Here is a 26,381-nt window from a genome sequence, read left to right on the forward strand (position 1 = left end):
TAATGAGTGAGTCATCGCCGTCCACACCACCTGACTCGAGTCACACGCTCGAGTTGCGGGTGCCGGAGATGGACTGTCCGTCCTGTGCCGGGAAGGTGACAAACAGCGTCGAACGGCTGTCGGGAATCGACGGGATCGAGCCGCGGGTGACGAGCGGTCGCCTCATCGTCGAGTACGATCCGACGCAGACGAGCGACGCCGAAATCCGCGAGCGGGTCCGTGCGGCCGGCTACGAAATCGTCGACTCGGCGTCCGAACTGACGCTATCGGTCCCTGACATGGACTGTGCCTCGTGTGCCAGCAAAGTGGAGAACGCCCTCGAGAGCGCCGACAGTGTCGGCGAGATCGAGACGCGGCCGACGTCGGGCCGTGTCACCGTCTCAGTCGCCGACGGAACCGACCCCGAGTCGGTCGCCGACGCGATCGGCGCTGCCGGCTACGACGCAACGCCCATTCAGGACGGCACCGAGGTCGTCGCCGACGAGCAGCCGGTCTGGCAGAGCCGTCGAGCCATCGGGACCGCGGTCGGGGCTGCGGTCGTGACAGTGGGGATGGCTCTCGAGTTCGTCCTACCAGCACTCGATCCGACGCTTGGCACGGTTGCGGGCCGATCCTACGAACTCTCACACCTCCTGTTTATTCTGGCTGTGGTGGTTGCCGGCACGCCGATCCTGCGAAACGGCTACTACTCCGCGCGCAATCGGAGTCTGGACATCGACTTCCTGATGAGCATCGGGATCGTCGCCAGCGTGGCGGCCCACCATCCCTTCGAGGGAGCGATGCTCGCAGTGCTGTTCTCGGTCGCCGAACTGCTCGAGCGATTCTCGATGGATCGGGCCCGCGACTCGCTGCGGGAACTGATGGACCTCTCGCCGGAGACAGCAACCGTCAAACGCGCGGATGGTAGTGAGGAGACGATTCCGGCCGACGACCTCGCGGTCGGCGACACAGTCGTCGTCCGACCGGGTGAGAAGATTCCCGCCGACGGCGTCGTCCGCGAGGGCTCGAGTGCGATCGATCAGTCCCCGATCACGGGCGAGAGCGTGCCCGCGGACAAGGCAGCCGGCGACGAGGTGTTCGCCGGAACGATCCTCGAGTCGGGCTATCTCGAGGTCGAGGTCGAAAGCGAGGCCGACGAGTCGACGATCGCGCGGATCGTCCGGATGGTCGAGGACGCCGAACGCGAAAAGACCGAGCGCGAGCAGTTCGTCGATCGTTTTGCGAGCGTCTACACGCCGCTCGTCGTCGTCGGCGCGGTCGCGGCTGCGGTCCTCCCGCCCGTGCTCGTGGGTGCGTCCTGGAGCTACTGGTTTCTTGTCGGGCTCACGCTGTTGGTCATCGCCTGTCCCTGCGCGTTCGTCATTTCGACGCCAGTCAGCGTCGTCTCGGGGATCACCAGCGCCGCGCGAAACGGCGTCTTGATCAAGGGTGGAAAACATCTCGAGGCGGTCGGCGCGAGCGACGTCCTCGCGGTCGACAAGACGGGGACGCTGACCATGGGCGAACTCTCCGTGACCGACGTCATCGGGCTCGAGGGAGCCACCGAGACCGAGGTCCTCCGGCGTGCAAGCGCCGCAGAACGACGAAGCGAACACCCGATCGGGCAGGCCATCGTGGGCTACGCCGACGAGCAGGGAGCCGTGGCCGGCGGCGAGCACACGGTCTCGAACTTCGAAGCGCTGACGGGGAAAGGCGTCCGTGCCGAGATCGACGGCACGACCCACTACGTCGGCAAACCCGACCTCTTTGACGGCCTCGCAAATCTCGAGCACGTACATCGGACGACCGACGGAGGAACGACACTCGAGTCGCCCGGCGGTGGCCGGCCCCACTGTGAGCGCGAGGGCTGTCTGGACGTCCTGAGCGAGGTCGTGCCCGACCTCGAGGCCGAGGGCAAAACCGTCGTGATCGTCGGCACCGAAGACGGGCCCATCGGCGTCATCGGCGTCGCGGATCGCGTGCGTCCCGAAGCCGAATGGGCCGTCTCGAGCCTGCAAGCACAGGGTATCCGCGTCGTCATGCTCACTGGCGACAACGAGGGTACGGCCCGCGCGATCGCCGACGAGGTCGGCATCGGCGAGTACCACGCCGAACTCCTGCCCGACGAGAAACTCGAGTGGATCGACCGGCTCGCGGACGACCACGGCGGCACAGACGAGACAGGACGGGTCGCGATGGTCGGCGACGGCATCAACGACGCACCCGCGCTCGCGACCGCCGACGTCGGTATCGCGATGGGGGCTGCGGGCACGGATACGGCCCTCGAGACGGCCGACGTTGCGCTGATGGGCGACGATCTGACGCGCCTGCCGTATCTGTTTACCCTCTCGGGCAAGGCAAACAGCGTCATCCGCCAGAACATCTGGTCAAGTCTGGCCGTCAAAGCTGTTCTCGCCGCCGGCGCGCCGTTCGGGATCGTCACGGTGATCCACGCGGTCGTCATCGGCGACATGGGGATGAGCCTCGGCGTGACTGGCAACGCGATGCGACTGGCGAACGTCGAACCCGAAACGCCGCCCGGTATCGAGCACGAGGGTAACACTCGAGTCGAAACGCGTCCCTGACCCATGCCCCGTCGCGCGACTGGTGTCCGATCAGGTGGCTGAGTCAGTGTCGCTGGTACTGCCGTCCCCTTCCGTATCTCCGAACCGCTGGATGAACGCATAGACCGTGAGCACTACGGCCGAGTTCACCGCGAGCCTGAAAACGGGGAGACACTGGTCTCGTCGCGCTTTCCACGGCGTTCGCGGGCGCTCGTCTCACACGGATCGGACGTGTCTGTCCGCTCACCGATCGATCGCTTGCCAAAGCATACCGAGTCCCGGCCGCCCGTCGAGCCACCAGACGACGATACCGACCACAACGATGACGGCCTCGAGCCACAGCGTCGTCGCCTCGAGACCGACTCCCGGAATCGTCCCGAGGGGCTTGACACCGGTGTAGGCGGGCATCGGCGTGACGGGCCAGAGCAGAAAGCCGAGTTCGTGGTAGTCGCCCGAGATGACGTGCCACGGAACGTCAGTCGCGAGGTGCGAACCGTAGCCGATTGCGAAGGCGACGCCGAGGTGGGACCGATCGAACCGACGGGCGAGCAGCCACAGGAGCAAGACGAGCGGGACGGCAAACAGAAGCGAGTGGCCGATGGTGCGCCCGACGGGAACGACACTTGCCGAGGAAAGCGGCTTGTCGAGCAGATCCGGCACCGCCGCACCGACGATGGCGACCCCTGCAGGTGCTATCGACGGTGGTTCGCCACGATCGAACCGTGTGTACGCCGCATAGCAGCAGTAGCCGACGACGAGGTGAACGACCGGCTGCATCCGCTTTCACAGTAGTCTCTCTGTCATGCTAAATCCACCGTATAACTGTCCGTACCCTTCGTTTACGCCCACCTGCGTAGTTTGGTGTGCGGCCTATATCCGGCCAGCCCATACTGTTTCGTGATGACAAACCTACCGCCTGCCGACCACGGTGTACCGACGGCCGACGACCACGGCGGCGTCGATGGACGGCTGCCACAGGGCGGAGACGAAGCCGATAGCGACCGCGAGGTCCAGTACGACGTCGTCACGACGCCCGTCCTCGTCATCGGTGCAGGCGCTGCCGGGGCTCGAGTCTCCATCGAACTGGCCGAATCGGGCCTCGAGCCGCTCGTCATCGGCAAACGCGACTACGGCGACGCACACACGACGTGGGCCGCCGGCGGGATCAACGCCGCGCTCGGCTCGCTCGATCCCGACGACGACTGGCCGATCCACGCCGCGGACACGCTGAACGAGGGCCACCACCTGAACGACCCCGAGGCCGTCGAGCTAACGGCCAGACACATGCCCGACCGAATCCGAGAGCTCGACGAGTGGGGGGTGTCGTTCGCTCGGACCGACGACGGGAAGATCAACCAGCGCTACTTCGGCGCGCAGTCCTACCGCCGAACCTGTTTCGTCGGCGATCGAACCGGCGAAGCCATGCTCGAGACGCTGATCGACCGCGCGCAGGCGCTCGAGATCCCCTACCGCGAGAACGTGATGATCACGCGCCTGCTCTCTGATGGCTCCCGCGTCGATGGTGCGGTCGGCTTCGACATGGAGACCGGCGAGGGGCTGTTGTTCCGGACTAATCACGTCGTGCTGGCGGCAGGTGGGTTCTCGGCGGCCTATCATCGTCACTCCTCGAGAGACGACGAGAACAACGGCGACGCACAGGCGCTGGCGCTCGAGGCAGGGGCTCGTCTGCTCGACACGGAGTTCGTCCAGTTCCACCCCACTGGCATGGTCGGGGAACGCTACGGCGAGGAGTGGGATGGCCGACTCGTGACGGAAGCCGTTCGCGGAGAGGGTGGCCGACTCTACAACGCAGATGGCGAGCGGTTCATGGAGCGCTACTCGCCGGATCAGATGGAACTCGACGCCAGAGACGTCGTTGCACGCGCGATTGCCCAAGAGGTTCGGGAGGGGCGCGGAACCGAGAACGACGGCGTCTACCTCGATATCTCCCATCGCGACCCCGAGTACATCCGCGAGCGACTGCCGACGATGGTCGACCGATTCGCCGAGCTCGGCGTCGAAATCACGGACGAGCCGATGGAGGTCGGGCCGACGGCCCACTACACGATGGGGGGTGTCGATATCGACTTCCAGACCGGCGAGACCGGCGTCGACGGACTGTACGCGGTCGGCGAGGCCGTCGCGGGCGTCCACGGCGCGAACCGTCTCGGCGGCAACTCGCTTGCCGAAACCGTTGCCATCGGAAAACTCGTCGGCGAACACGTCAGCGAACAGGTCGCTGCCGACGACCACGACCCCACGATCACTGACGGCCAGCGAGCACTGGCCGAACGCGAGTTTGCCGCACTCGCGGAGCTTGCGGCCTCGGACGGCGACGTCACGCCTGAGACGCTGCTCGAGGAACTCGGTGACCTGCTGTGGACCCACGCCGGCATCCTCCGCGACGAGGCGGGGCTGCACGACGGGCTGGACCGACTCGAGGCTCTCCGCGCGCGGACCGCCGACCTCCGGGTCGACGGCGACCGCACCTCCCGGTCGTTCGAGTACGCCGTCGACCTCTCCGTGAGCCTCACCGTCGCCGAGGTGTTGCTCCGGACGGCCCTCGAGCGAACCGAATCCCGCGGCGCACACTACCGGGCGGATTACCCGGAAACGGAGCCTGACTGGCGACAGAACCTCGTCGTCGCTGCCGACGCGGGCGGGCTCTCGATCAAACGGCGCGGGGTCGCCGAACCCAGCGAGCCAGTCCGCGAGGCGCTCGAGGAAGGGTACGAACTCGACTATCACCATCTCGAGTGAGCACTCAGGCCTCGTACTCCGCCCAGATGTATCGCGAGGCGAGACTGCGGTACGGTCGCCAGGGGTCGGCGATCGCGCGCATCTCGGCTCGTGACAACGCTTCGCCGTCGTTGTAGAGGTGTTCGATCCCACGACGAACGGCGAGGTCACCCAGCGGCAACACGTCGGGTCGCTGGAGAACGAACATGAGGTACATGCGGGCGGTCCAGTCACCGACTCCTTTGATACGGGTGAGTTCGCGGCGGACGTCCTCGTTCGTGTGGTCTGCGAGCCCCTCGCGCGTGAGATCCCGCTCCTGAAACGCGCGAGCGGCGTTTTCGACGTAGTCGACTTTCGTTCGGGAGAGTCCAGCATCGCGCAGGTCGTCCCTCGATGCGGCGAGGACCGCCTCGGGAGTTACTTCGCCACCGAGGACGTCGAAGACGCGCTCGCGGACCGCAGCAGCACTCGCCGTCGACAGCTGCTGGTTGATGATCGACACGCAGAGGCGTTCGTACTCGTCGGGGTTCGGATCGAGCGGGTGTGGCTCGCGGCGGTCGATGACAGCCGCCATCACGGGATCGGTCCGAAGGACGGCCTCTGGATCGCGGTCGGGATCGGGGACGGACATTCTCAGTGAATCGTCGGCTCGAGTATGCAAAAGAACGTTGCTCGGTAGCGAACTGACTGAAACAGTGTTCGAGTGAGCCACTGGTGGTGCCGCCAGCAGTAATAGACCACTGTCCTCGCCTCGAGCACCATCAGCCGAATTCGCTGAGCAGACAAGCGATGATTACATCCTCGACCGTGCAAGCCAGAAAAGGGGTCGGAAGAAATAAGAAACTGACCGGCTGAGACGGCCCCGCTGACTAAAGTTCGACTCGCCCGGGTGGGTAATCGAGATGGCAAACGAGACACCCGACGACGGACCCGAACAGCGACGAATAACTACCGATCCCGAGCGAATCCGGGAGTGGGCGCAAGCCCACGACGCTGTTCCTGTAACGATTCGAGACAGCGACGATCACGGCTACTCCTTCGCCCGACAGGGCCAACTCGAAGCGGACCACGAGGAGTACACCTGGGACGAGTTCATAGAAACGTTCGACAACGAGAACCTGGTGTTCGTCTACCACGAGGACGACCCCTCGGGTGAGGAACTGGGCCACTTCGAAATCGTCGAACGCGAGGCGGCGTTCGATCGCGCGTCCCTTGGCCGCAACGAACTCGAGGATCAACTCCGAGAAGGCAAGACAGTGACGACCGAAATCGTCGAGACGCAGGTCGTCGAGACCGAGGTCGTCGAACGCGATACGATCGAGAGCGAGGTCGTCGACACCGAACTCGCCGAGCGCCGGGTCGTCGATTCGGAACTACTGAGCCGAGAACTCGTTGACACCGAGTTCGTCAGCGACGACGTCATCGAGGTGGTCACCGACGAAACGCGTCTCGAGACGATCGAGGAGATCGAACGCTACACGATCGAGAGCCAGGTGGTCGACGTCGACATCGAACAACGCGAGGAACTCGAGCACGACGAGATCGAGACGAATATCGAACTCGAGAGCGTCCAGCGCTCGATCCTCGAGAGCAATGTCGTGCGCGCAGACGTCACTGCGGACGAGGTTGTCGACCAAGAGGTCATCCGGAGCAAGCGCACCGAAGGCGACATCGTCCAAAGCGAACTGATCGAGCGCCGCACCATCGAAGAACAGATCGATGAACGGACGCAGATGCGCTTTACGCTTGAGGAGACCGAACTGCTCGAGTCAACGGTGGTCAGCAGCGACGTCCTCGAGGGCGAGATCATTGACGTCGAAGAGTACGGTGCGACCGACACGACGGCAGAAACGGAAGCCAGTGCAGGAACGGATACGCCGACCGTCGATACGCCAGTCGAACTCTCGAGTGACGATCAGGGCAAAGACGTCGTCGACGAGACGGGCCAACAAATCGGCATCGTCGCAGAAGTCGAGGGTCAGACGGCGTACATCGACCCCGAGCCGGGACTGACGGACCGACTCAAGGCACGACTAAACTGGGGTGGACACGGTGACGACGATTATCCCGTCGATTCGTCGGCGATCGATCAGATCACCGACGACGAAGTGGTCCTCGAGAGCGACGACGAGTAGTCGAAACAGCCGCTCTCGACCAGCTTACAGCTCGCGCTCGGAACGGTATCCGAGCGAGGCAGCCTACAGTGCCACAAAAACGGAACGCGAGTCAGCTGTGTCGCAGGGTCGCGTTATTCGAGGTCGAAGCGGTCGAGTTTCATCACTTTGCTCCAGGTGTCCACGAAGTCCTGAACGAACTGCTCCTCGCCGTCTTCGGCGCCGTAGACCTCCGCGATGGCACGGAGTCGGGAGTTCGAGCCAAAGATGAGGTCCACGCGGGAGCCTTTGAACTCGATGTCGCCCGTCTCGCGGTCGCGCAGTTCGAAGACGTCCTCGTCTTCGTCGGCCGCTTCCCACTCGTAGCCCATGTCGAGTAAGACCTCGAAGAAGTCGTTGTTCAGCGTCTCCGGCTCGTCGGTGAAGACGCCGAGGTCTGTGTTCCCGTAGTTGGCGTTGAGTGCGCGCATGCCGCCGACCAGCGCCGTCATCTCGGTGGTCGACAGCGACAGGAGGTCGGCTTTGTCGACCAGCAGTTCCTCTGCCGAGCGGTCCATCACGTCACCCTCTGTGTGATAGTTGCGGAACCCGTCGGCGTCCGGCTCGAGCCACTCGAAGGACTCGATGTCGGTCTGCTCGGCCGTCGCGTCGACTCGACCCGGTTCGAACGGCACCTCGACGTCGTAGCCGGCGTCTGCTGCGGCCTGTTCGACGGCGGCGGAGCCACCAAGGACGATCAGGTCGGCAAGCGAGACGCGCACGTCGTCGGACCGCGAGCTGTTGAAGTCGTCCTGGATCTCTTCGAGGACCGACAGCACCGTCGCCAGCTCTTCGGGGTCGTTGACCTCCCAGTTCTTTTGGGGCTCGAGCCGGACGCGGGCACCGTTTGCGCCACCGCGTTTGTCGCTGTCGCGGTAGGTCGAGGCAGACGCCCAAGCGGTCTTGACCAGCTCGGAAACGGACAGCTCCGACTCGAGGATTTTCGCTTTGAGGTCGGCGATCTCTTCCTCGCCGATCAGGTCGTAATCGGCCTCAGGGAGCGGGTCCTGCCAGAGGAACTCCTCTTCGGGAACCTCGGGACCGAGATACCGCTCTGTCGGGCCCATGTCACGGTGAATGAGCTTGAACCAGGCTTTCGCGAATGCTTCCTCGAGTTCCTCCGGGTTCTCGTAGAAGCGCTTCGAGATCTCACGGTAGTCGGGGTCAGCCTTGAGCGCGATGTCCGTCGTGAGCATCATCGGCGTCTGGCTGCCCTCCGGATCGTGGGCGGCCGGCGCAGCGCCCTGTGCCTCCTCGTCCACCGGTGTCCACTGGTAGGCACCGGCGGGACTCTCGTCGAGTTCGTACTCGTACTCGAAGAGGTTCTCGAAGAAGTCGTGGTTCCACTCGATTGGCGACTCGGTCCATGGCCCCTCGAGGCCGCTGGTGATCGTGTCGTCGCCTTTGCCAGTGCCGTACTCGTTGTCCCAGCCGAGGCCCTGCATGTCGATGGGTGCCTCTTCCGGGTCCGGGCCGAGGTTGTCGTCGGGAGCAGCGCCGTGGACTTTCCCGAACTCGTGTCCGCCAGCGATGAGCGCGACCGTCTCCTCGTCGTTCATCGCCATCCGCTTGAACGACTGGCGGATGTACTTCGCCGACTCCTCTGGATCGGGGTCGCCGCCCGGCCCCTCAGGATTTACATAAATGAGACCCATGTGGTCGGCTGCGAGGTCACCCTCGAGGGTGCCTTCTTCGTCGTGGCGCTCGTCGCCCATCATCTCCTCTTCGGGACCCCAGTCGACGCCCTCGTCGGCCTCGAAGGCGTCCTCACGCCCGCCGGCGAAGCCGTACGTCTCGAAGCCCATCGACTCGAGGGCGACGTTTCCGGACAGGACAAGCAGGTCGGCCCACGAGAGTTTGCGGCCGTACTTCTGTTTGACCGGCCAGAGGACACGGCGTGCCTTGTCGAGGTTGACGTTGTCGGGCCAAGCGTTGAGCGGTGCAAAGCGCTGTCGGCCACCGGATGCGCCCCCGCGGCCGTCGCTGGTCCGGTACGTACCTGCGCTGTGCCACGCCATCCGGATGATGAGCGGCCCATAGTGTCCGTAGTCAGCCGGCCACCAGTCTTGGGACGTCGTCAGCACCTCCGCGATGTCCGCTTTCACTTCGTCGAGATCGAGTGTCTCGAACTCCTCGGCATAATCGAACTCTTCGTCCAGCGGACCGGCTGAACGAGCGTTCTGATCGAGTGCCGCTACGTTCAACTTGTTCGGCCACCAGTCTTGGTCGGAACCAGTCATCGTTTGGCAATTGCTTCGAACGCATATTAAGATTCCCCAATCCGGTAAGGAACTCTTCGCTCTCGGCCAAGCGATTTATTGGATTGAGAAAATTTTTCTCAATAGTTGGGTTACGGGCTGTCGCTTGAGACCGAATATCCACCGCTGCAAGCGTGAAAGCAAGTCAAACCGAGTGCGAAACCGCACGGCTCGAGAGCGGACACGAAATCCAATGGAAAAGCCACTCGAGACGGCGAGCAACGACCGTCAGCGTTCGGCGACGCCGATAACGGCGGGTTACTCCTCTTCTTCGGGCGTATCGTGGGTGTCGCTGTCAGTCCGTCGACTGACGTCGACCTGATAGTTCTCGAGGATGTCACGACCGAGAATGACGGGGTAGTCCATGTGGCTGCGGTCTTCGACGCTTGCAGTGACCGTATGCTGGTTCCCGCCGACGCCGACGACAACGTCGACGACGGGACGGCTCTTTGCGGTCTTGCTGCTGCCGGACCGGATTCGGGTGATGGACTTGATCGGGCCAGCACCGATATCCGCTGCGAGACCCGTGTCGATGCTCGTCCGGGTCGCACCGGTGTCGGATTTCGCCATCACGGATTTCGAGCCGCTGGTTCCCGAGAGAACGATCTCCTCGGTGTAGCCGATGATGGCTGGCTCCGCGTCGGATTTGGACGACCGACTCGGCTGAGCCGTCGGTCTCGAGTCGTCGAGGACGTTCGAGAGCTCCTGGACGCGCTCGTCGTCGACCTCACCGCCAGCGCGCTCGATCGCGAGCTTTGCGATGTGGGGGGCCGGACTGACGTGGGTCGCCTCGTACAGTCCCTTGAATCCCGCCGTTGGATTGACCTCGAGGACGAACCAGCCGTCGTCGCCTTCGACGAGATCGACGCCGGCGTAGTCGAGTCCGATGGCGTCGGATGCTTGACGGGCCATCTCTCGGGCCTCCTCGGGGAGGTCGTCAGTCGCGTTTTCGACGGAGCCGCCGAGTGCGACGTTGGTTCGCCAGTCGTTGTCCGGGGCGTAGCGGTACATCGCGCTGATGATCTCGCCGCCGACGACGTAGACGCGAACGTCTCGGTGTTTGGCACCGTCACGGTCGATCAGTTCCTGTAAGAACGCATAGCGGTTGCCGACTTTCGCGTTGATCGGCTCGTCGTTGCCGACCTTCCACGTGCCGCCGCCGTGGGTCCCAATCGCCGTCTTGTAGACGGCCTCCTCACCGTATTTGCTTCGTGCGGCGTTGAGCTGCTCGCTGTTGAGCGCGAGGGTGACGTCCGGGGTCTGGACATCGTTCGCTGCGAGCGTCGTCGCCGTCGAGAGTTTGTGCATCGCCGTCAGGACCGTCGACGGCTCGTTGAGCATCGGCATCAGCTGTGCGAACGTGTTCGCAAGCCCGAGTTCCTCAGCGGGCTGTTCGGTGTTCGACAACAGCATTCGGTTCGCGATGATGTCGACGTCCGGCTCGAGGACGACGTCGCCGTCGGTGACGCTAACAGCCGTGTTCTCATTGCGAAGCCATTCAGTATCGTGACCCAGTGCCTCGACCGCGTTCAAAATCGCCTTTGTCTCTTTGCTCGTATGAAGACTCAATACCCCGACAGTGACAGGATCTGCAACAGCCATACGGAGGTACAGGGCAACGTAGGCAAAAAGTATACTGTCATCGAAACCGACAGAACTCTGAGGTGTCGAGGCACATGATCGCCCGACGGCAGCGGAATCGGCGGCAACGGCATGTGTGTTGTCTTCTCACAGACTGTCAGATACGGTGATGCGTTCGCCGGTCGGCCTCGAGGAACACCCTCCAGTACGTCTCCCCACCGGTCGCCTCACAGCTCACGTCATCGCCGATCGAATCGCACGCGGGTCGACGAGCCCACTCGCGACGGCGAGGACCGCCCACGTCACCGCGCCGAGTGCAATCGCACCGATCAGCATGACGGGACTCGAGACCAGTGGGGTCACGAGCAACACGGCGAGCGCCATCACGCCAGTAATGGCACAGATCAGCCCCATTGTCCGCGCCAGTCGGCGAAGTCGCAGGGACAGTTCCGAGTGGACGATATAGAGGTTCACCGCCACGTACACCGTATGTGTCGCGACGGTCGCAATCGCCGCACCAACGACGCCCATTATCGGAATCAACACGAGATTTAGCCCGAAGTTGGCTGCCGATGTCCCACCTTTGGCGATCGCCCGTGATCGAGCACGGCCAAGATAATCCAGACTGTCACTCGTCAGGTTCGTAATCGCCTGCAGGATGATAAACACGGCGAGGATTTGCAAGACAGGGACTGCACCCGCATAATCGCCGCCGAAAACCATCGTGATGAGCGGTTCCGCGACGATGATGAGTCCCGCCGTCGCCGGGATGTACAACAACATCGTATGCGAGAGCGACGTCTCGTAAATCTGGCGCGCCTGCTCGAGTTGGCCCGTCGCTTTCTGCTCGCCGAAGTTCGGCGAGATGGTAAACCCGAGCGATTCAGCCGGTGCGAGGACGAAATCCGAAATCTGCTTGCCGAGCGTGTAGAACGCGACCGCAGTCGGCGTCAGAAAGATGCCGACGAGAACGGTATCGATCTGCTTGTCGACGACGTTTGCGCTGCGTGTCGCCGTCAGCGGCACGCTGTACTCGAGCAGCCGCTTCGAGAGTCCCGCCTCGTACGTGTCGGCCGGCTCGTACTGGACGTAGAACTTGTAGTATAACAGGCCAAGCCCGATCACCGCCGAGATCGCATAGCCGACGATATAGCCGAAAAAGGCCCCCAGCGCACCCAGTCCCATGAGGACGAACCCGACTGCGAAGACAAGGCGAGCGGCGCCACTGATCGCCTGCACGATGGCGCTGTAGACGAGGTGATTGAACCCCTGAAAGGCGATTTGCGTGAACGTACTGAACGAGAAGACGGTGATGTAGATGACTCCCGCCGCAAGAAACGGGATCGCTGCTGGCTCACCCAGTGCGACCGCGATTCGTTCGTGAAACACCAACAGCAGATAGGCGACGAGCGAGATGATGACGATTTTGAACGTGATCGTCGTTCTGATCAGGTGCGGAATCTGCCCCGGCGCTTTCTCGCTGTACTCCGAAAAGTATCGGGCTGCGGACTTCCCGAGACCGAGATCCGCAACCAACTGAACGATCGCGAGCACCCCGATCACCCAGTACAGCGTCCCGTATCCGTCTGGATCGAGGAGATACCGCGCCAGCACGAACATTAATAGCGCACTCGAGAGCATATACACGGCTCGAGCGACGAGCGTTGCCTTGAATCCGTGAACGATGTGATCCAGTCTATTCATTCGAAATACAGGTCATGTGATGAGTGGTTCGACCGAACAGCGTGCGTGATCGATTGACTCGAGATGAGGAGTGAGTAGCAAATTGTAATGCGGTGACAACAGGTGTATGGACACGATACCACCGCAGATACTGTCGGTTATACTGCCCTTTTTCGGACTCCGACGGCGTCCGACCTCAGTGCACTGTCGTCTACTCGAAGTCTAGACGGCCCCCAACGCGTTCTCGGCCTGCTCAATCGATTCGAGGTCAGCCGTCGGTTTCGCTCGAGACACCCCTGACTGACGTGGTAAGTGCTACGTACCGTGTCCCATTCATACGGATTGCTGTCCCTGTGTCCCGCCGATCGCCAGCACGGGTCGGCGATCGACGGGCAGTGACGACAGGAAACCGTATCAGTCCGTGTACACGGTCTGTGATCCCGAACCGAGACGTGCCCCTAAAGGTACGACGAATCCCACCGTGTCGCTTTTCGACGGTTCCCACAGGCGTTACACTCGACGCGTCCCATTGCGTCCATCGCGTTATCGATCGAATTACAGTTTCCACAGAGCAGCGCGTACTGCTCCGTTCGATCGTCGCTCGTGTAGACGTTGTAAAACGGTGCTTTTGCCCCGCGAGAGGCTTCGCCGTAGCTCACGTAGACCGTTTCGCCGTCGACCTCGAGTTCGTCGACGGCTCCCCAGCCGCCCTCGCCGAGGTCGCTTTCGACGTAGACGTTTTCGGTAAACGTCTCATCGCCAATTTCGACCTCGCGCTGGCCCGCCTGCTCGAAGCCATGGTCTCGGTAGAACTCGTTGCCTCCCTCGTTGTCCTCGAGGACGAGCCCTTGGATCTGGTCGGCTCCTTCCTCGAGCAGTTTCTCCCGGGTCCGGACGAGCAGGCGGACACCCGTGCCACCGCCGCGGGAATCGGGGTCGATGTGTAGCCAGAGGATCCGACCGGTGTCGTATCGTTGGCCGACCAGATCGCTCTGAGAGAAGCCGACGATGGTTCCGTCGCGCTCGAGAACGAGAACGAGCGAGTGATCGTCCTCGAGTTCGTCGGCAAACGAGTCCCCGTACCACTGTTCGACAGCGTCGTCGATCGTCGCGTCACCGAGGAAGTCCGTATACGTCGACCCAAGCGAACGGTGGGCGATCGAGCGGATGTCGTCGATATCGGCAACGGTCGCTTCACGAATCTCCATGTCTGTGGCTAACACATCATCATACAAAACATATGCCCACGGGGAGACTTTTTCCCCGATCTTCGACCAATAGACTGACGGCTGGTTCCGTAAAATCAACACTGAGGGCGGCTCATCGGACCAACAGGAGAAGATTCACATGGCTTCCGGGGGAGACACTGCTATGAGCGACGACATCGACGAGCCGCCCGATTCGAACGGAGCAGATCGCACCGCCGAGCCGTTTACGTACAACGGTGGTCGTGTTGACCCCGGTGAGTCAGCAAATATTCGGTACGGTATCAGCGAGACGTATCTCGGCGATCCAGTTCGGATCCCCGTGACGGTGATCAACGGTGAACACCCGGGTCCGACCGTCTTTCTCTCGGCAGCGGCCCACGGCGACGAACTCAACGGGATCGAAGTCGTCCGCGAGGTCGCCCACGACTGGGATCACTCGAATCTCCACGGGACCTTGATCTGTCTGCCCGTAATGAACGTCCACGGCTTTCTCGCACAGGAGCGGTATCTGCCAATCTACGATCGGGACCTGAACCGCTCGTTCCCCGGCCGCGAGGGGTCGACGAGTGCACGGCGGATGGCCCATCAGATCTTTACGAACTTCATCGAACCCTGTGATATCGGGCTTGATTTCCATACGTCCACGCGCGGGCGAACCAACATGCTGCACGTTCGGGCGAACATGGAGAACCAGAAGGTGGCTCGTGTCGCCAAGGCGTTCAGTTCCAACGTCATCATCGCCGGCGAAGGACCATCGGGTACGCTCCGCCGGGAGGCGACGGCGGTCGGTATTCCGACGATCACCATCGAAATGGGCGAGGCACACCGGTTCCAGCGACAGCTGATCGACCGTGCGCTGACTGGTGTTGCAAGCGTCCTCGCCGAGTTCGGCCTCCACCCGGAGTCATCAGTTCACTGGCCCGGTTGGCGGACCATCATCGACGACGACAACGAGAAAACCTGGATTCGCGCGGACGCGGGCGGCATCGTCGACATGAAACGCGGCCGAAGCGAACTCGTCAAAGAGGGCGAGGTGATCTGTGTGATCACCAACCCGTTCAAAGAAGAAGAGGACATCGTCACCGTCGAAGCACCGTTTACCGGACTCATCGTCGGTGTCCTCGAAAACCCGGTCGTCTACCCGGGGAACCCGTTGTGCCACCTCGTTGGACTCACGCCAGACACACTCACGGCGCTCGAACGCGAACGGACGATGGAACACGCCGGCTCGGACCGTCGAATCTCGGAGTCGGCCCTCGAGTGATGCCCGCCTAATACTGTCGGATAGCACGATTCGAAGATCGGTCGCGCTCCTGCGGCTGTCACTCTCAGAGACGGCCGCGAATTCGCGACCGACGTCTTACTATAACTTCTGTCCGACAGTATGAGAACACGTCTGCGTGGAACGCGACGAGTTCGACCCCTGACTCCCTCGATTCAGAGTTGCTAAATAGATTAACTCGGAAGCGACGAACTTTTCGTGATCAACCGGTCAGCGGGAGCGACAAAAGTAACTTCTATACCCCAGCGGTCTAACGAACCACATGAGCGTATGAGTCAGTCTTACAATCGCGGTCTCATCGAGGACTTCGGTCGCTGGAAGGAGTTCTCGGCCGGCATGTGGGCGTGGATCTTCCACAAGTTCACCGGGTGGATGCTGATCGGCTACCTGTTCACCCACATCGCCGTGCTGAGTAGCGCCGTCACCGGCCCCGAAGCGTACACGAACACCATTCAAGGTCTCGAAAGTCTCTTTATCATCCGAGTGCTCGAGGTTGGACTGCTTGCGGTGGCAGTCTTCCATATCCTGAACGGACTCCGACTGCTGATGGTCGACCTCGGCGTCGGACTCGACGCACAGGACAAGAGTTTCTACGCCTCACTTGTCCTGACGGCGATCATCACCATCGCAAGCGTTCCAACCTTCATGGACGGGGTGACGATCTAATGGCGGAACGATACTCCTCGTTCACGCCGGGCGGGACGACGTGGCTCCTCCAGCGGATTACGGCGGCCTTCTTAGTCGTCGTGCTCGCGTTCCACTTCTTCCTCTTGCACTTCGTCAACCACGCGGCGGACGTGACGTTCGCCAGCACGCAAGCCCGAATGGAAAACGTCGGTTACTTCCTGACGATGGTGCTGTTCCTGGTCGCCGGGACGTTCCACGGCGTCAACGGCGTCTACAACGCGCTGGTCAATCAGGGACTCAAAGGTACCCAAAAGAAAGTCGTGCTTGCAGTCCTTACCATTGCGAGCGTGGCGCTCATCGCGCAGGGGACCTACGTTGCACTCGTCATGGCGGGGTGGACCTAATATGAGTACTCAACAACAGAAACCGGAAACGCAGGAGTCGCCGGACGACTCGGAGATGAACGGCACGGAGTCGCCACAGCAGGAGCGACTCGAGAAGAAAGAACGCAGCATGGTCGACGAGCGATCGGCCGACGAATCCGACCTCGAGGGCGATACGGTACACATCAAGGTGTTCCGGTACGACCCCGAAGTCGCAGACAAACAGGAGCCCCGCTTCGACGACTTCCACGTTCCGTTCAAAAAAGGGATGACCGTCCTCGACGCGGTCATGTACGCACGGGACACGTACGACTCCTCGTTGACGTTCCGCCACTCCTGTCGACAGGCCGTCTGTGGCTCCGACGCCTTCTTCGTCAACGGCAAACAGCGACTGGGCTGTAAGACACAGATTTCGGAACTCCAACAGCCGGTTCGAATCGAACCGCTACCCCACCAGGAGGTCGTCAAGGACCTGGTCGTCGATATGGACCACTTCTACGACCAGATGCATGCCGTCGAGCCGTACTTCAAAGACGAAGATACGCCCGACGCAAGCGACCTCGAGGAACAGCGCCAGTCCCGCGAGAACCGCGAGAAGGTCAAGATGTCGACGCGCTGTATCTGGTGTGCCTCGTGTATGTCCTCGTGTAACATCGCGGCCGGCGACAACGAGTATCTCGGTCCGGCGGCGATCAACAAAGCCTACCGGTTTGCGATGGACGACCGCGAAGGCGACGAGATTAAAGAGCACCGACTCCGTATCTTAGAACAGGAACACGGCGTCTGGCGGTGCCAGACCCAGTTCTCCTGTACCGAAGTGTGTCCCAAAGACATCCCGCTCACCGAGCACATTCAGGAGCTCAAGCGGGAAGCAGTCAAGAAGAACCTGAAGTTCTGGTAAACCATGTACGAACACGACGTTATCGTGGTCGGCGCCGGCGGCGCTGGCCTCCGGGCTGCGGTCGCAGCGGACGAGGCAGGTGCGGACGTCGCACTGGTCTCGAAACTTCACCCGGTTCGCAGCCACACGGGTGCGGCTGAGGGTGGCATCAACGCTGCCCTGCAGGAGGGTGACGACTGGGAACTCCACGCCTACGACACGATGAAAGGGTCCGACTACCTAGGCGACGCCCCCGCAGTCGAGACCCTCGCGAAAGACGCCCCGGAAGACACGATTCGACTCGAGCACTGGGGGATGCCGTTCTCCCGTGAAGAGGACGGCCGTGTCTCCCAGCGGCCGTTCGGTGGGCTCTCGTACCCCCGGACGACCTACGCCGGTGCCGAAACCGGCCACCACCTGCTGCACGTGATGTACGAGCAGGTCGTCAAACGCGGCATTCAGGTCTACGACGAGTGGTACGTCATGGACCTCGCAACCACCGACGAAGACGACCCCAACGACCGCGAGTGTCACGGCGTCGTCGCCTACGACGTCCAGTCGGGCAAGATTGAAGGGTTCAAAGCGAATCAGGGCGTCGTCCTCGCGACCGGTGGCCCCGGACAGGCGTTCGACCACACGACCAACGCCGTCTCCTGTACCGGCGACGGCCACGCGATGGCCTACCGCGCAGGTGCCCCACTCGAGGACATGGAGTTCATCCAGTTCCACCCGACCTCGCTGCCGTCGACGGGTGTGCTCATCTCCGAGGGTGTCCGTGGCGAAGGTGGCATTCTTTACAACAACGAGGGCGAGCGGTTCATGTTCGAACACGGCTATGCGAACAACTCCGGCGAACTCGCCTCCCGCGACGTCGTCGCGCGTGCCGAACTGACCGAAGTCAACGAAGGCCGCGGCGTCAACGACGAGTACGTCCACCTCGACATGCGACATCTCGGTGAGGAACGGATTCTCGACCGCCTCGAGAACATCCTCCACCTCGCGGAGGACTTCGAAGGCGTCGACGGTCTTATTGAGCCGATGCCGGTCAAGCCCGGCCAGCACTACGCCATGGGTGGCATCGAGACCGACGAGAACGGACAGACCTGTATCGACGGCCTCTATGCGGCCGGCGAGTGTGCCTGTGTCTCGGTCCATGGCGGCAACCGACTCGGTGGCAACGCACTGCCAGAGCTGATCGTCTTTGGCAAGCGCGCTGGCTACCACGCTGCCGGCAAAGATCTCGGCGAGCCACAGATCAAGACCGGCTACGGCGACGATGTCGAGGACGAAACCGACGCCGACCTGCCGGTCGCACCCGGCGCATCCGGACTCGACCAGTCCGGTGGCGTCGCTGCAGACGGTGGTGTCACGGCCGACGCCGAAGGCATCTTAGAGCGGACCGTCGAGCAGACCCGCGAACAGATCGATTACCTGATCGAGAAAGACGACGGCGTCCAACACGCCGAAATCCGTGCGAAACTCCAGAAGGCGATGACCGACTACGTCAACGTCTTCCGTACCGAGGAGGGGATCAAGAAGGCGCTGAAGATCATCCGTGAGTGTCGCGAAGAGTATCAGGACGTCTACGTCGACGACCCATCGCGCACGTTCAACACGGACCTCCAGCAGACGATCGAAACGCGCAACCTGATCGACGTCGCCGAGACGATTGCACTCGGCGCGCTCGTGCGCAACGAGTTCCGCGGTGCCCACTGGCGTCAGGAGAACCAGATCCGCGACGACGAAAACTGGCTCAAACACACGCTCATCTCGTGGGACGACGGCGAGCCGTCGATCTTCTATCGCCCAGTAATTCTCGAGGGCGAAGACAAGACCTACGAGCCGAAAGTCCGCAGCTACTAACGACTCCACGCCGTTTTCTGCGGTTTTATCGCCGACCAGTAGCCCTAAGCCTGCCGACGGGCTATGCTGGATCGAATGTTACTGTCGGGGACGGTTGTCGCTGATTCTGAAACGGTAATTCACGACGGGGCAGTCGTCGTCGAGGACGACGTGATCGTCGCTGTTGGGGACCGAGAGACCTGTCTCGAGCGGTATCCGGACCACGCTCACGAGTCATACGACGTGCTTATGCCGGGGACCGTCGGGGCACACGTCCACTCCGTCCAGAGCCTCGGTCGGGGGATCGCCGACGACACCGAGTTGCTCGAGTGGCTCTCCAAATACGTCCTCCCGATGGAGGCGTCGCTGTCGGCCGAGGAGATGCGGACGGCTGCCGAACTCGGCTATCTCGAGTTGATTGAGAGCGGGACGACGACCTGCATCGATCACCTCTCGGTTGCTCACGCCGAGGAGGCGTTCGAGGCAGCCCGCGAGCTGGGAATCCGTGGCCGGCTCGGGAAGGTAATCATGGACAAGGATTCACCGCCGGGGCTGTTAGAGGACACTGACGAGGCGCTCGCCAAAAGCGAGCGACTCATTCGCCGTTACCACGGTATCGACGACGGTCGAATCCAGTACGCCGTAACGCCGCGATTCGCCGTCAGCTGCACCGAGGCCGCCCTTCGCGGTGCCAGAGCGCTCGCCGACGCCTACGACGGCGTGATGATCCACACCCATGCAAGCGAGAACCGCGGCGAAATCGAGGCCGTCGAGGAGGACACCGGCCGGCGAAACATCCACTGGCTCGATGAGGTCGGGCTGACCGGCGAAGACGTCGTCCTCGCCCACTGCGTCTGGACTGACGACTCGGAGCGGGCGGTGCTCGCGGAGACCGGCACCAACGTGACCTACTGTCCCTCTTCGAACATGAAACTCGCAAGCGGTATCGCGCCGATTCTGGACTATCTGGATCGGGGCATCAACGTCGCGCTGGGCAACGACGGCCCGCCGTGTAACAACACGCTCGACCCGTTCACGGAGATGCGACAGGCCTCACTGCTTCAGAAAGTCGATCGCCTCGAGCCACAGGCACTGCCCGCGAAGACGGTGTTCGAGATGGCAACGACAAACGGCGCGCAGGCGGCGGGCTTCGACCGCGTCGGGAAACTCCGCGAGGGGTGGAAAGCCGACGTGATCGGCCTCGAGACGGACGTGACCCGCGCGACGCCCATCCACGACGTGCTCTCGCATCTAGTGTTCGCTGCTCACGGCGATGACGTTCAGTTCACGATGGTCGGTGGAGAGATGCTCATGCGCGATGGCGAGGTTCTCGTCGCCGACGCCGCTGCGATTAGAGCGCGGGCTCGCGAGTTTGCTGCCGATCTGGATCTCGACTGATAGAACTCGGTTCGACAGCCGACGTATGGGAGTCGAGGCCGCTCAGAGCCCAAGCGAGTCGAGCACGTCGATACTGATGTCTGCAGCTTGGACCAGTTTGTAGCCCACATAGATGCCGATGATTCCCATCAGTCCCGGGAGTTCCGGTGGTGCCGGTATCGGGACATCGAACAGCGCAAAGAACGCGCCGGTGAGCGTGCCGGTCAGTAACCCGAGCGCGATAAGTTCGTAATTCATACCGGTGAGGCGGGTCGGTGACGACAAAAATACACTGACTTGCGCGCGCACCTCTCGAGGAACTCTCGTTTTCGAAACCGAACGGGGTCACGAAACCGCACGCAGTGGCCGCCCTCGAGCCCCGGATTTCGACGACTGACGAAGCCTAGTTTTAATATCGTCGAACTACTGAGCGCGTAGTATGCACTACGACGGACAGGCACGTTCGAGTGTATCGATTCCGACCGATCTCGAGTCGCCGCGAGCGAAACTCGTCTACCTCTATCTGTCCACGTGGCCGACGGCGACGACGGAGGAACTCTGTACCGCGCTCGAACTCACCACTGGAACCGTCCTTTCGATTACCACCACGCTTCGGACTCGAGGCTATCTCGAGCGGACGGAGTCGGGGTTCGAACTCGCTTGAACGCGATTTACCGAGCGGTCTCACGCGATAGGTGCCATCTACGACCCATCAGAATGGCGAGTGGAGGGCCGATTGAACAGTGCAGGCACGCTGTGTGCAGCGAACCCGGTCGTCGTCGGACGGACTAGAGTTCGATCCGTTCGACCAGTTGCTCGTGGTTTTCGTTCGTGTTGACCGCGACGATCCGAATCTGTTCTTCGAGTCCGGAGCCGTTGAGTTTCGCTTTCAACAGATTGTCGACCTGATAGACGCCGGCGGCGTTGGTCATCGCGATCTCGACCATCACGGGTGTCGTCTCCCCTTCCTGCAGCGAGACGCGACTGATCGCCTGACTCGAGAGGGTGTTGATGCCGCGGCCGCCGTGTTCGTAGGGAATCCGCGAGCGACCACGCTCCATATCCAGTGCGTCGGCGACGCGAATCACGCCCGCTTCGGTCGTCAGCGGCGTCTCGGATCGATGGTGACAGAGAATCGCGTGGAGCACCTCGCCTTTGACGCGGACCGTTTCAGCGACATCGTAGAACTCGGGGAGCACGCGGTCGAGGATGTCCGACGCCAGCGGAATCGAGTAGTAGGCGTGTTGATCGCGATGGACGACGTGGCCGACGTCGTGCAGCGTCGCCGCGAGCGCGATGATGACCGATTCGTCTTCCTCGGCAAGCCCCTGCTGACGTGCGCCGTTGAAGTCGACGTCGCCGGCTTTGAGCAGGTCGTACAGACATAGCGCTCGGTTGCGGACGATCTCGATGTGTTTCGTCCCGTGATCGTTGTACTGCATCCGATCGACCGCGTTGACGTTTTGGGCCTCGAGATACGTCTCGATCTCGTCGTCTTCGGTAATGAACTCGAGGACGCGGTTGAGTTTTGCGTCGGGGAAATTGTGGTCGGCGTCAGGGGAGTAGACACGACGTGCGCGCTCGTCGGCTGCGACGTCGTCGCCGGCAGAATCGCTCATACGGGAACGTCGGTTGCAGACTAAAAAAGCCCTGCGGCAACTGACGTTGGGGTGGAACTGGCGTGTTCTGACAGTCGATAAAATGAGTGTGAATGGCCGCACTCAAACGACAGTAAGTGCGCCACTGCTGGCTGAATACTGGTGGGGCCGTTATGCTGCGTCTTCGACAGCGGCCTCGACCTCGTCGTAGTCGGGTTCGACGCCGGGGTCGTCGCTGACCCACGCGTAGGTGACCTCGACGTCGCCGTTGACGACGAAGACCGAGCGCTTTGCGACGCCGTAGACGCCGAGATCAGCGAAGTCCATCTCGATGTCGTAGTCGGCAATAACGTCCTTGTTGTAGTCGCTGAGAAGGCCGAACTCGAGGCCGTTCTGGTTGCGGAACTCGTTCAGTGCGAACGGGGAGTCACGGCTGACGCCGTAGACGGTGGCGTCGAGGTCGTTGAACGCGGCCAGACGGTCCTGGAACGTACACATCTCGTCGGTGCAGACGCCGGTGAACGCGCCCGGGAAGAACGCGAGGACGACCGGTGCCTCGTCCTCGAGACGCTCGGAGAGCGTAAAGGAGTCGACGTCGCCGTTTGCAAGCGGTACGGTGAAATCTGGTGCAGCATCGCCGGTTTCTGGCATCACTGGTTGCTTACGGGTAAGCCGGAAAGACAGTTTCGTTCGCGGAACTGGTCGCTTGCGACCACTGCTACCCGTACGCTACGCGTGGTCGCGTATCGACACAACTCCGAACTGACAGTTTGACGGCACTCGATCCGGCTTCGATCACGCTCGCACGAGATTATATTACTATGTCGGCCAGGTTGTAATTAGTTCGATAACCCGGCTCAAACGGACTGTCGTCGAGACTTGCCATACTGAGTGGTCCAAAAAGGTTATAATTGCCAGCGGGTAAGCCATGTATAGAGATGGTAGCCGAAATCGCACCGCTGTTCATCCCCGGCGCACCCGGGGGGCCGGAACTACTGATCATCCTTTTCATCGCCATCCTGCTGTTCGGGGCGAACAAAATCCCGAAGCTGGCTCGGTCGACTGGCGAAGCCATGGGCGAATTCCAGAAGGGGCGTGAAAAGGTCGAAACGGAACTCGACGAAATGCGTGAATCGGGCTTCAAGGAGGACGAGGATGAAGACGACGACTTCGTCGACACGGAGCCGGTCACGCAGGAGGACGAAACCGAAACGGAAACGGAAACCGAAACGAACTAACACGTTTTTCTCGAGTGGGGGCGTGTGGCCTAGCGGAGAGGGCAGAAGGTTCCTAACCTTCTGATCGTGGGTTCGAATCCCGCCACGCCCGTGCAGCGAGCCACGGGGTGGCGAGCGAACCGGCATGGTGGGATTCGAACTCGATCGAGGCTCTGCAAGCACCAGCGACGAGGTTCCCGGGCGTAGTTTGAATCCCGCCGCGCTCGCTTTCTCCTTGCGTTTGTCGAACGCGGACGTGAATGGTTCTGAGAACATCCGACAGAAAGTATCTCCGAGTCCCGCCACGGATGGTGGAGATAGGAGTAACGGCTGGTTGGCACAGCCATCGACGTACCTATTTGAGAAGAAAACTGGTGCGTTCGCACCTCAAGAACAGATCACGTCGTAAACCACAATATCCCAACGGCGGTCGGGAATCCCACGACTTCAGTCGTGTGGAGGATGTCAAGCTGGGGTGTGCTGGCCGAAGAACGTGATGTTTCCGACGACGAGTAGTGCGCCAGCGCCGATGGCGACGACGGCGACGGAAAGGTGAAGCGGGAGGACGATTGCCAAGAGTGCCCCGACGACGGCACCGCCGACGAATCCGGCCTGCAACACGCCGATAGCGAGCGCAGCGATCGGACGCCCTCTCTCCGCGTACAACCCAGCCACGACGGCGGTCTCGAGGGTTGCGTGTCCAGCGATGACGAGTGCACCGGCCAGCCCGATGGTCGAACCGCTCTGGTAGAGCGCAACCAGTGCGACCCCTTCGATCGTCCGGTGGGTGACGAGGGTGCCCAACGCCAGTTCTGCGTGGTGGTCGTGCTCGGCGTGGGTCGTGAGCGATCGCGTGAGGAACCCGCCGCCAACGAGCCCGGCGACGGCAACAGTTGGGTACTCGGCCACCGCTGACAGCCCGAGTGTCACGCCGAGGATGACGAGCAAGCCGCCGAGACACCGATCGAACAGCGTGTGGTGTCGCGCACGCAGCGACGTTTCCGTGAGAATTACTGCCAGACCACCGAGGATGCCCACCGAGACCACGGCGACGACGACCGCCGCGAGCGACAGGGGATCGCCGTTGCTGGGCTGGTCGGCTACCACCTCGTGGGCCTGAACTGTCGTCGATCCCACAGCGACGAGCGCGAGCGCTGCCGCTATCGCGAGCCGCAAACGGCGGCCACCGACGGCGGATCGACGTGTCTCGGTCGTCATCGCCACGGGTTCTCGAACAGATCCGCACGGACGTCGGCCCCGACCTCGAGCGTGCAGTCGGATGCCGGCGTGGCGATACACGGCAGGACGTAGTCGTTCGCGAGGTGACGACCCTTGAGCGCGCGCGGCTTTCGGCGGTGGGTAATCTCGCCCTCGAGACACCGTGCGGTACAGGTCCCGCAGACGCCGGTCCGACAGCCAAAGGGAAGGCCAACGCCAGCGACATCGGCGGCCTCGAGGATCGACTCGTCGGGCGACGCCGTGATCGTCTCGTGACGACCCGAGCGCCACTGGAGGGCCACCGGAACGGTCGGGGTCACTGCCACACGTCGCTGGTGCAGTCGCCACCGGGCCAGCGAATCTCGTGGGCGCGAGCGGGACCCGCTGGCAGGTCGCCGAAGTCGACCAAGAAGTCCTCGTCGAGTTCGAGCGTGCCCTGTTCCTGATCAACGTCGGCTTTGAGCATCACCGAGCCGTGCTCGGCCTCCTCGGGGAAGAACATATCGTCCCAACTCGAGTACAGCGACGTCGTCCAGTAGAGACGGCGTCCGTCGAGGCTCAACTGCACCATTTGGGGCCCAGCGACCAACTCACGGCCGTTGACTGCCTGTTTCTCACCGAAGTAGCCGCCGATCGAGATGGAGTCGGCGTGTCGCGGATTCGCCGGGTCCGAGATGTCGTACATCCAGACCTCGCCGTGGAGCCAGTTTGCGCCGAACAGATAGCGGTCGTTCATCGAGATCAGGATGTCCGTCGGAAGCGCGGGGACCGGCATATCCCAGCCCTCGAGGTCCCGTCCCTCGAAGTCGATGACCTTCTCCGCGCGCCACTCGCCATCCTCCTCGAAGAAGTGGAAAATGTTCGAGGAGAGTGCTGCGTTGACGTAGCCGTGGGTCGATTCCGGATTGTGACAGAAGCGCACCTCGAGGGGAACCAGTCCTTCTTCCCCGAGATCGATCGTCTGCTCGACCGTCCGGTCCGTCCAGTTCCAGAAGTGTAACCGCTGGCCGTACTTCCCGGCCTCGACGTCCTCGAGGTCGAACCCGGGCTGGTAGGTCTTCGGCGCGGCCCACTCCGAGGAGATCATCACGTTCTGGCGTGGCTGGTACCAGAAGTCGTAGTTCATCTCGATCTCACCGGGTTCGTCCCAGCGACCTTCGAGTTCGAGGTTTTCGTCGAGGAGGAGGAAGCCGCCGGGGAGGTCGCCGTCGGCGTTCCCGAGCATGCTGATCATCACGCCGCCGCCGGCCGGACAGTGAACGGTGTGTGGCGACGAGAGATCGTACTCGTGGATGGCCTCGGGCTCGATGACGTCGACGATTTCGGGGCCGTCGTCGGCGAGCGTATCGACGATGTGGATCCGCGAGGAGCGGTTCCCGGGAACGACCAGGTACCGTCGCTCGAGGTCGCCGACGTGGCAGGACGACGAGCAGGCGTTCCAGCCGAAGTGATGGAGTTCGTCGCCTTTCGTGGGCATCGAGAGTTGATCGACGATTTCGCAGTACGTCTCGGAGTCGGGATCGAGGTCGACGACGGCGAGGAAATCCGGTTCGTCGACGTCGCTACCCGTGTAGAGGCCGACGACGTAGGCGCGCGTCTCCCGTTCGGATTCCTCGATAGCCGCCTGCGGCGTCGCGTACCCGGGCCCTTCGACCTCGTGGTCGTGTTCGTGGTGGTGGTCGTGCGTGCTGTGCCCGCCAGACGGGTGCGAACTGTCGCTCATCGGCTTTCACCAGCTACTACTAATGTCAGTCGTCGGGACGCCGTTTGCCTTCAATAGTATCGACCAAGA

Annotated in this window: 23 protein-coding genes, 1 tRNA gene and 1 pseudogene; 13 read left to right on the forward strand and 12 right to left on the reverse strand. The window is 62.2% G+C overall.

The features are described from left to right. The first annotated feature begins 2 nt into the window (after nt 1-2). Entirely contained in the window at nt 3-2,564 is a 2,562-nt protein-coding gene (locus C495_RS10875; RefSeq protein WP_049890278.1) for a heavy metal translocating P-type ATPase, read from the forward strand. Between the two features lie 222 nt (nt 2,565-2,786). Here C495_RS10875 and C495_RS10880 read toward each other — a convergent pair whose 3' ends face one another. Further along, nucleotides 2,787-3,320 (reverse strand): metal-dependent hydrolase, encoded by a 534-nt coding sequence (locus tag C495_RS10880; protein WP_008162837.1) that lies wholly within the window; start codon nt 3,318-3,320, stop codon nt 2,787-2,789. A gap of 123 nt (nt 3,321-3,443) precedes the next feature. Between C495_RS10880 and C495_RS10885 the strand changes: the two genes are divergently transcribed. After that, on the forward strand, nt 3,444-5,303 hold the full coding sequence (locus C495_RS10885; RefSeq protein WP_008162838.1) for an L-aspartate oxidase: 1,860 nt from the start codon (nt 3,444-3,446) through the stop codon (nt 5,301-5,303). Nucleotides 5,304-5,307: 4 nt separating this feature from the next. On the opposite strand, the gene C495_RS10890 is transcribed toward C495_RS10885, so the two are convergent. Continuing rightward, nucleotides 5,308-5,913 carry a DNA-3-methyladenine glycosylase family protein gene (locus C495_RS10890; protein ID WP_008162840.1) on the reverse strand — a complete coding sequence of 202 codons (606 nt, stop codon included), beginning with the start codon at nt 5,911-5,913 and terminating at the stop codon, nt 5,308-5,310. Nucleotides 5,914-6,184: 271 nt separating this feature from the next. Between C495_RS10890 and C495_RS10895 the strand changes: the two genes are divergently transcribed. Continuing rightward, on the forward strand, nt 6,185-7,417 hold the full coding sequence (locus C495_RS10895; RefSeq protein WP_008162842.1) for a hypothetical protein: 1,233 nt from the start codon (nt 6,185-6,187) through the stop codon (nt 7,415-7,417). Between the two features lie 113 nt (nt 7,418-7,530). On the opposite strand, the gene katG is transcribed toward C495_RS10895, so the two are convergent. The 4 genes from katG to C495_RS10915 all read right to left on the reverse strand — a co-directional run bounded on the left by katG (nt 7,531) and on the right by C495_RS10915 (nt 14,165). Beyond that, nucleotides 7,531-9,675 carry a catalase/peroxidase HPI gene (gene katG / locus C495_RS10900; RefSeq protein WP_008162844.1) on the reverse strand — a complete coding sequence of 715 codons (2,145 nt, stop codon included), beginning with the start codon at nt 9,673-9,675 and terminating at the stop codon, nt 7,531-7,533. Nucleotides 9,676-9,951: 276 nt separating this feature from the next. Then, nucleotides 9,952-11,295 carry a RimK family alpha-L-glutamate ligase gene (locus C495_RS10905; protein WP_049890279.1) on the reverse strand — a complete coding sequence of 448 codons (1,344 nt, stop codon included), beginning with the start codon at nt 11,293-11,295 and terminating at the stop codon, nt 9,952-9,954. 213 nt (nt 11,296-11,508) lie between these two features. Next, nucleotides 11,509-12,978 carry a flippase gene (locus C495_RS10910; protein ID WP_049890280.1) on the reverse strand — a complete coding sequence of 490 codons (1,470 nt, stop codon included), beginning with the start codon at nt 12,976-12,978 and terminating at the stop codon, nt 11,509-11,511. A 437-nt stretch (nt 12,979-13,415) separates the two neighbouring features. After that, complete coding sequence (locus tag C495_RS10915; protein WP_008162850.1) at nt 13,416-14,165, reverse strand: GNAT family N-acetyltransferase; 750 nt, start codon at nt 14,163-14,165, stop codon at nt 13,416-13,418. Between the two features lie 163 nt (nt 14,166-14,328). Here C495_RS10915 and C495_RS10920 point away from each other — a divergent pair, with 163 nt between their 5' ends. From C495_RS10920 to C495_RS10945, 6 genes are all read left to right on the forward strand, one after another. Continuing rightward, nucleotides 14,329-15,429 (forward strand): succinylglutamate desuccinylase/aspartoacylase family protein, encoded by a 1,101-nt coding sequence (locus C495_RS10920; protein ID WP_008162852.1) that lies wholly within the window; start codon nt 14,329-14,331, stop codon nt 15,427-15,429. Nucleotides 15,430-15,717: 288 nt separating this feature from the next. Continuing rightward, complete coding sequence (gene sdhC, locus C495_RS10925; RefSeq protein WP_008162854.1) at nt 15,718-16,113, forward strand: succinate dehydrogenase, cytochrome b556 subunit; 396 nt, start codon at nt 15,718-15,720, stop codon at nt 16,111-16,113. Further along, nucleotides 16,113-16,478 (forward strand): succinate dehydrogenase hydrophobic membrane anchor subunit, encoded by a 366-nt coding sequence (locus tag C495_RS10930; RefSeq protein ID WP_008162857.1) that lies wholly within the window; start codon nt 16,113-16,115, stop codon nt 16,476-16,478. The genes sdhC and C495_RS10930 overlap by 1 nt, the downstream gene beginning before the upstream one ends. A 1-nt stretch (nt 16,479) precedes the next feature. Continuing rightward, nucleotides 16,480-17,358, forward strand: a complete 879-nt coding sequence (locus C495_RS10935; protein WP_008162858.1) for a succinate dehydrogenase/fumarate reductase iron-sulfur subunit — start codon at nt 16,480-16,482, stop codon at nt 17,356-17,358. 3 nt (nt 17,359-17,361) lie between these two features. Next, nucleotides 17,362-19,200, forward strand: coding sequence for an FAD-binding protein (locus C495_RS10940; protein ID WP_008162861.1), 1,839 nt, complete (start codon nt 17,362-17,364; stop codon nt 19,198-19,200). Nucleotides 19,201-19,275: 75 nt separating this feature from the next. Beyond that, a complete protein-coding gene (locus C495_RS10945) occupies nt 19,276-20,577 on the forward strand; it encodes a 5'-deoxyadenosine deaminase (RefSeq protein WP_049890310.1) in 1,302 nt (433 codons plus the stop codon). Nucleotides 20,578-20,619: 42 nt separating this feature from the next. Here the strand turns inward: C495_RS10945 and C495_RS10950 are convergent, their stop codons facing one another. Continuing rightward, nucleotides 20,620-20,814, reverse strand: a complete 195-nt coding sequence (locus C495_RS10950; protein ID WP_008162866.1) for a XapX domain-containing protein — start codon at nt 20,812-20,814, stop codon at nt 20,620-20,622. A gap of 181 nt (nt 20,815-20,995) precedes the next feature. On the opposite strand from C495_RS10950, the gene C495_RS10955 reads away from it, so the two are divergent. Then, nucleotides 20,996-21,220: a hypothetical protein gene (locus C495_RS10955; RefSeq protein WP_008162868.1), complete on the forward strand. Its 225-nt coding sequence runs from the start codon at nt 20,996-20,998 to the stop codon at nt 21,218-21,220. A 124-nt stretch (nt 21,221-21,344) separates the two neighbouring features. Here the strand turns inward: C495_RS10955 and C495_RS10960 are convergent, their stop codons facing one another. Both C495_RS10960 and C495_RS10965 read right to left on the reverse strand, forming a co-directional pair. Continuing rightward, complete coding sequence (locus C495_RS10960; protein ID WP_008162869.1) at nt 21,345-22,175, reverse strand: HD domain-containing protein; 831 nt, start codon at nt 22,173-22,175, stop codon at nt 21,345-21,347. 150 nt (nt 22,176-22,325) lie between these two features. After that, the gene (locus tag C495_RS10965; protein WP_008162872.1) at nt 22,326-22,805 is read right to left on the reverse strand and encodes a redoxin domain-containing protein; all 480 of its coding nucleotides are present in this window, start codon (nt 22,803-22,805) and stop codon (nt 22,326-22,328) included. 287 nt (nt 22,806-23,092) lie between these two features. Between C495_RS10965 and tatA the strand changes: the two genes are divergently transcribed. The 3 genes and pseudogenes from tatA to C495_RS17290 all read left to right on the forward strand — a co-directional run. Continuing rightward, on the forward strand, nt 23,093-23,392 hold the full coding sequence (gene tatA / locus C495_RS10970) for a twin-arginine translocase TatA/TatE family subunit (protein WP_008162873.1): 300 nt from the start codon (nt 23,093-23,095) through the stop codon (nt 23,390-23,392). 18 nt (nt 23,393-23,410) lie between these two features. Next, nucleotides 23,411-23,483 (forward strand) — tRNA-Arg (locus C495_RS10975). 132 nt (nt 23,484-23,615) lie between these two features. Continuing rightward, nucleotides 23,616-23,780, forward strand: a pseudogene (locus C495_RS17290) (RNA-guided endonuclease TnpB family protein); the annotation flags it as partial. A 56-nt stretch (nt 23,781-23,836) separates the two neighbouring features. Here the strand turns inward: C495_RS17290 and C495_RS10980 are convergent. Genes C495_RS10980 through C495_RS10990 form a run of 3 tightly spaced genes read right to left on the reverse strand, consistent with a single transcriptional unit; the run spans nt 23,837 to nt 26,312 of the window. After that, nucleotides 23,837-24,589 carry a hypothetical protein gene (locus C495_RS10980; protein ID WP_008162876.1) on the reverse strand — a complete coding sequence of 251 codons (753 nt, stop codon included), beginning with the start codon at nt 24,587-24,589 and terminating at the stop codon, nt 23,837-23,839. Then, nucleotides 24,586-24,909, reverse strand: coding sequence for a 2Fe-2S iron-sulfur cluster-binding protein (locus C495_RS10985; RefSeq protein ID WP_008162877.1), 324 nt, complete (start codon nt 24,907-24,909; stop codon nt 24,586-24,588). Before C495_RS10985 ends, C495_RS10980 begins: the two co-directional genes overlap by 4 nt. Further along, complete coding sequence (locus C495_RS10990; RefSeq protein WP_008162880.1) at nt 24,906-26,312, reverse strand: selenium-binding protein SBP56-related protein; 1,407 nt, start codon at nt 26,310-26,312, stop codon at nt 24,906-24,908. The genes C495_RS10985 and C495_RS10990 overlap by 4 nt, the downstream gene beginning before the upstream one ends. Nucleotides 26,313-26,381 lie beyond the last annotated feature (69 nt).

Origin of the sequence: Natronorubrum sulfidifaciens JCM 14089 (assembly GCF_000337735.1) — an archaeon.
Lineage (GTDB): Archaea > Halobacteriota > Halobacteria > Halobacteriales > Natrialbaceae > Natronorubrum > Natronorubrum sulfidifaciens.

Bases quoted from the DNA above. Each gene is read 5' to 3' on its own strand.
- C495_RS10875 (WP_049890278.1), top strand. From the start codon at position 3: ATGAGTGAGTCATCGCCGTCCACACCACCTGACTCGAGTCACACGCTC.
- C495_RS10910 (WP_049890280.1), bottom strand. From the start codon at position 12,978: ATGAATAGACTGGATCACATCGTTCACGGATTCAAGGCAACGCTCGTC.
- C495_RS10960 (WP_008162869.1), bottom strand. From the start codon at position 22,175: ATGAGCGATTCTGCCGGCGACGACGTCGCAGCCGACGAGCGCGCACGT.
- katG (WP_008162844.1), bottom strand. From the start codon at position 9,675: ATGACTGGTTCCGACCAAGACTGGTGGCCGAACAAGTTGAACGTAGCG.
- sdhC (WP_008162854.1), top strand. From the start codon at position 15,718: ATGAGTCAGTCTTACAATCGCGGTCTCATCGAGGACTTCGGTCGCTGG.
- C495_RS10905 (WP_049890279.1), bottom strand. From the start codon at position 11,295: ATGGCTGTTGCAGATCCTGTCACTGTCGGGGTATTGAGTCTTCATACG.
- C495_RS10990 (WP_008162880.1), bottom strand. From the start codon at position 26,312: ATGAGCGACAGTTCGCACCCGTCTGGCGGGCACAGCACGCACGACCAC.
- C495_RS10920 (WP_008162852.1), top strand. From the start codon at position 14,329: ATGAGCGACGACATCGACGAGCCGCCCGATTCGAACGGAGCAGATCGC.
- C495_RS10980 (WP_008162876.1), bottom strand. From the start codon at position 24,589: ATGACGACCGAGACACGTCGATCCGCCGTCGGTGGCCGCCGTTTGCGG.
- C495_RS10915 (WP_008162850.1), bottom strand. From the start codon at position 14,165: ATGGAGATTCGTGAAGCGACCGTTGCCGATATCGACGACATCCGCTCG.
- C495_RS10955 (WP_008162868.1), top strand. From the start codon at position 20,996: ATGCACTACGACGGACAGGCACGTTCGAGTGTATCGATTCCGACCGAT.
- C495_RS10890 (WP_008162840.1), bottom strand. From the start codon at position 5,913: ATGTCCGTCCCCGATCCCGACCGCGATCCAGAGGCCGTCCTTCGGACC.
- C495_RS10930 (WP_008162857.1), top strand. From the start codon at position 16,113: ATGGCGGAACGATACTCCTCGTTCACGCCGGGCGGGACGACGTGGCTC.
- C495_RS10880 (WP_008162837.1), bottom strand. From the start codon at position 3,320: ATGCAGCCGGTCGTTCACCTCGTCGTCGGCTACTGCTGCTATGCGGCG.
- C495_RS10895 (WP_008162842.1), top strand. From the start codon at position 6,185: ATGGCAAACGAGACACCCGACGACGGACCCGAACAGCGACGAATAACT.
- C495_RS10945 (WP_049890310.1), top strand. From the start codon at position 19,276: ATGTTACTGTCGGGGACGGTTGTCGCTGATTCTGAAACGGTAATTCAC.
- C495_RS10935 (WP_008162858.1), top strand. From the start codon at position 16,480: ATGAGTACTCAACAACAGAAACCGGAAACGCAGGAGTCGCCGGACGAC.
- C495_RS10940 (WP_008162861.1), top strand. From the start codon at position 17,362: ATGTACGAACACGACGTTATCGTGGTCGGCGCCGGCGGCGCTGGCCTC.
- C495_RS10950 (WP_008162866.1), bottom strand. From the start codon at position 20,814: ATGAATTACGAACTTATCGCGCTCGGGTTACTGACCGGCACGCTCACC.
- tatA (WP_008162873.1), top strand. From the start codon at position 23,093: ATGGTAGCCGAAATCGCACCGCTGTTCATCCCCGGCGCACCCGGGGGG.
- C495_RS10885 (WP_008162838.1), top strand. From the start codon at position 3,444: ATGACAAACCTACCGCCTGCCGACCACGGTGTACCGACGGCCGACGAC.
- C495_RS10965 (WP_008162872.1), bottom strand. From the start codon at position 22,805: ATGCCAGAAACCGGCGATGCTGCACCAGATTTCACCGTACCGCTTGCA.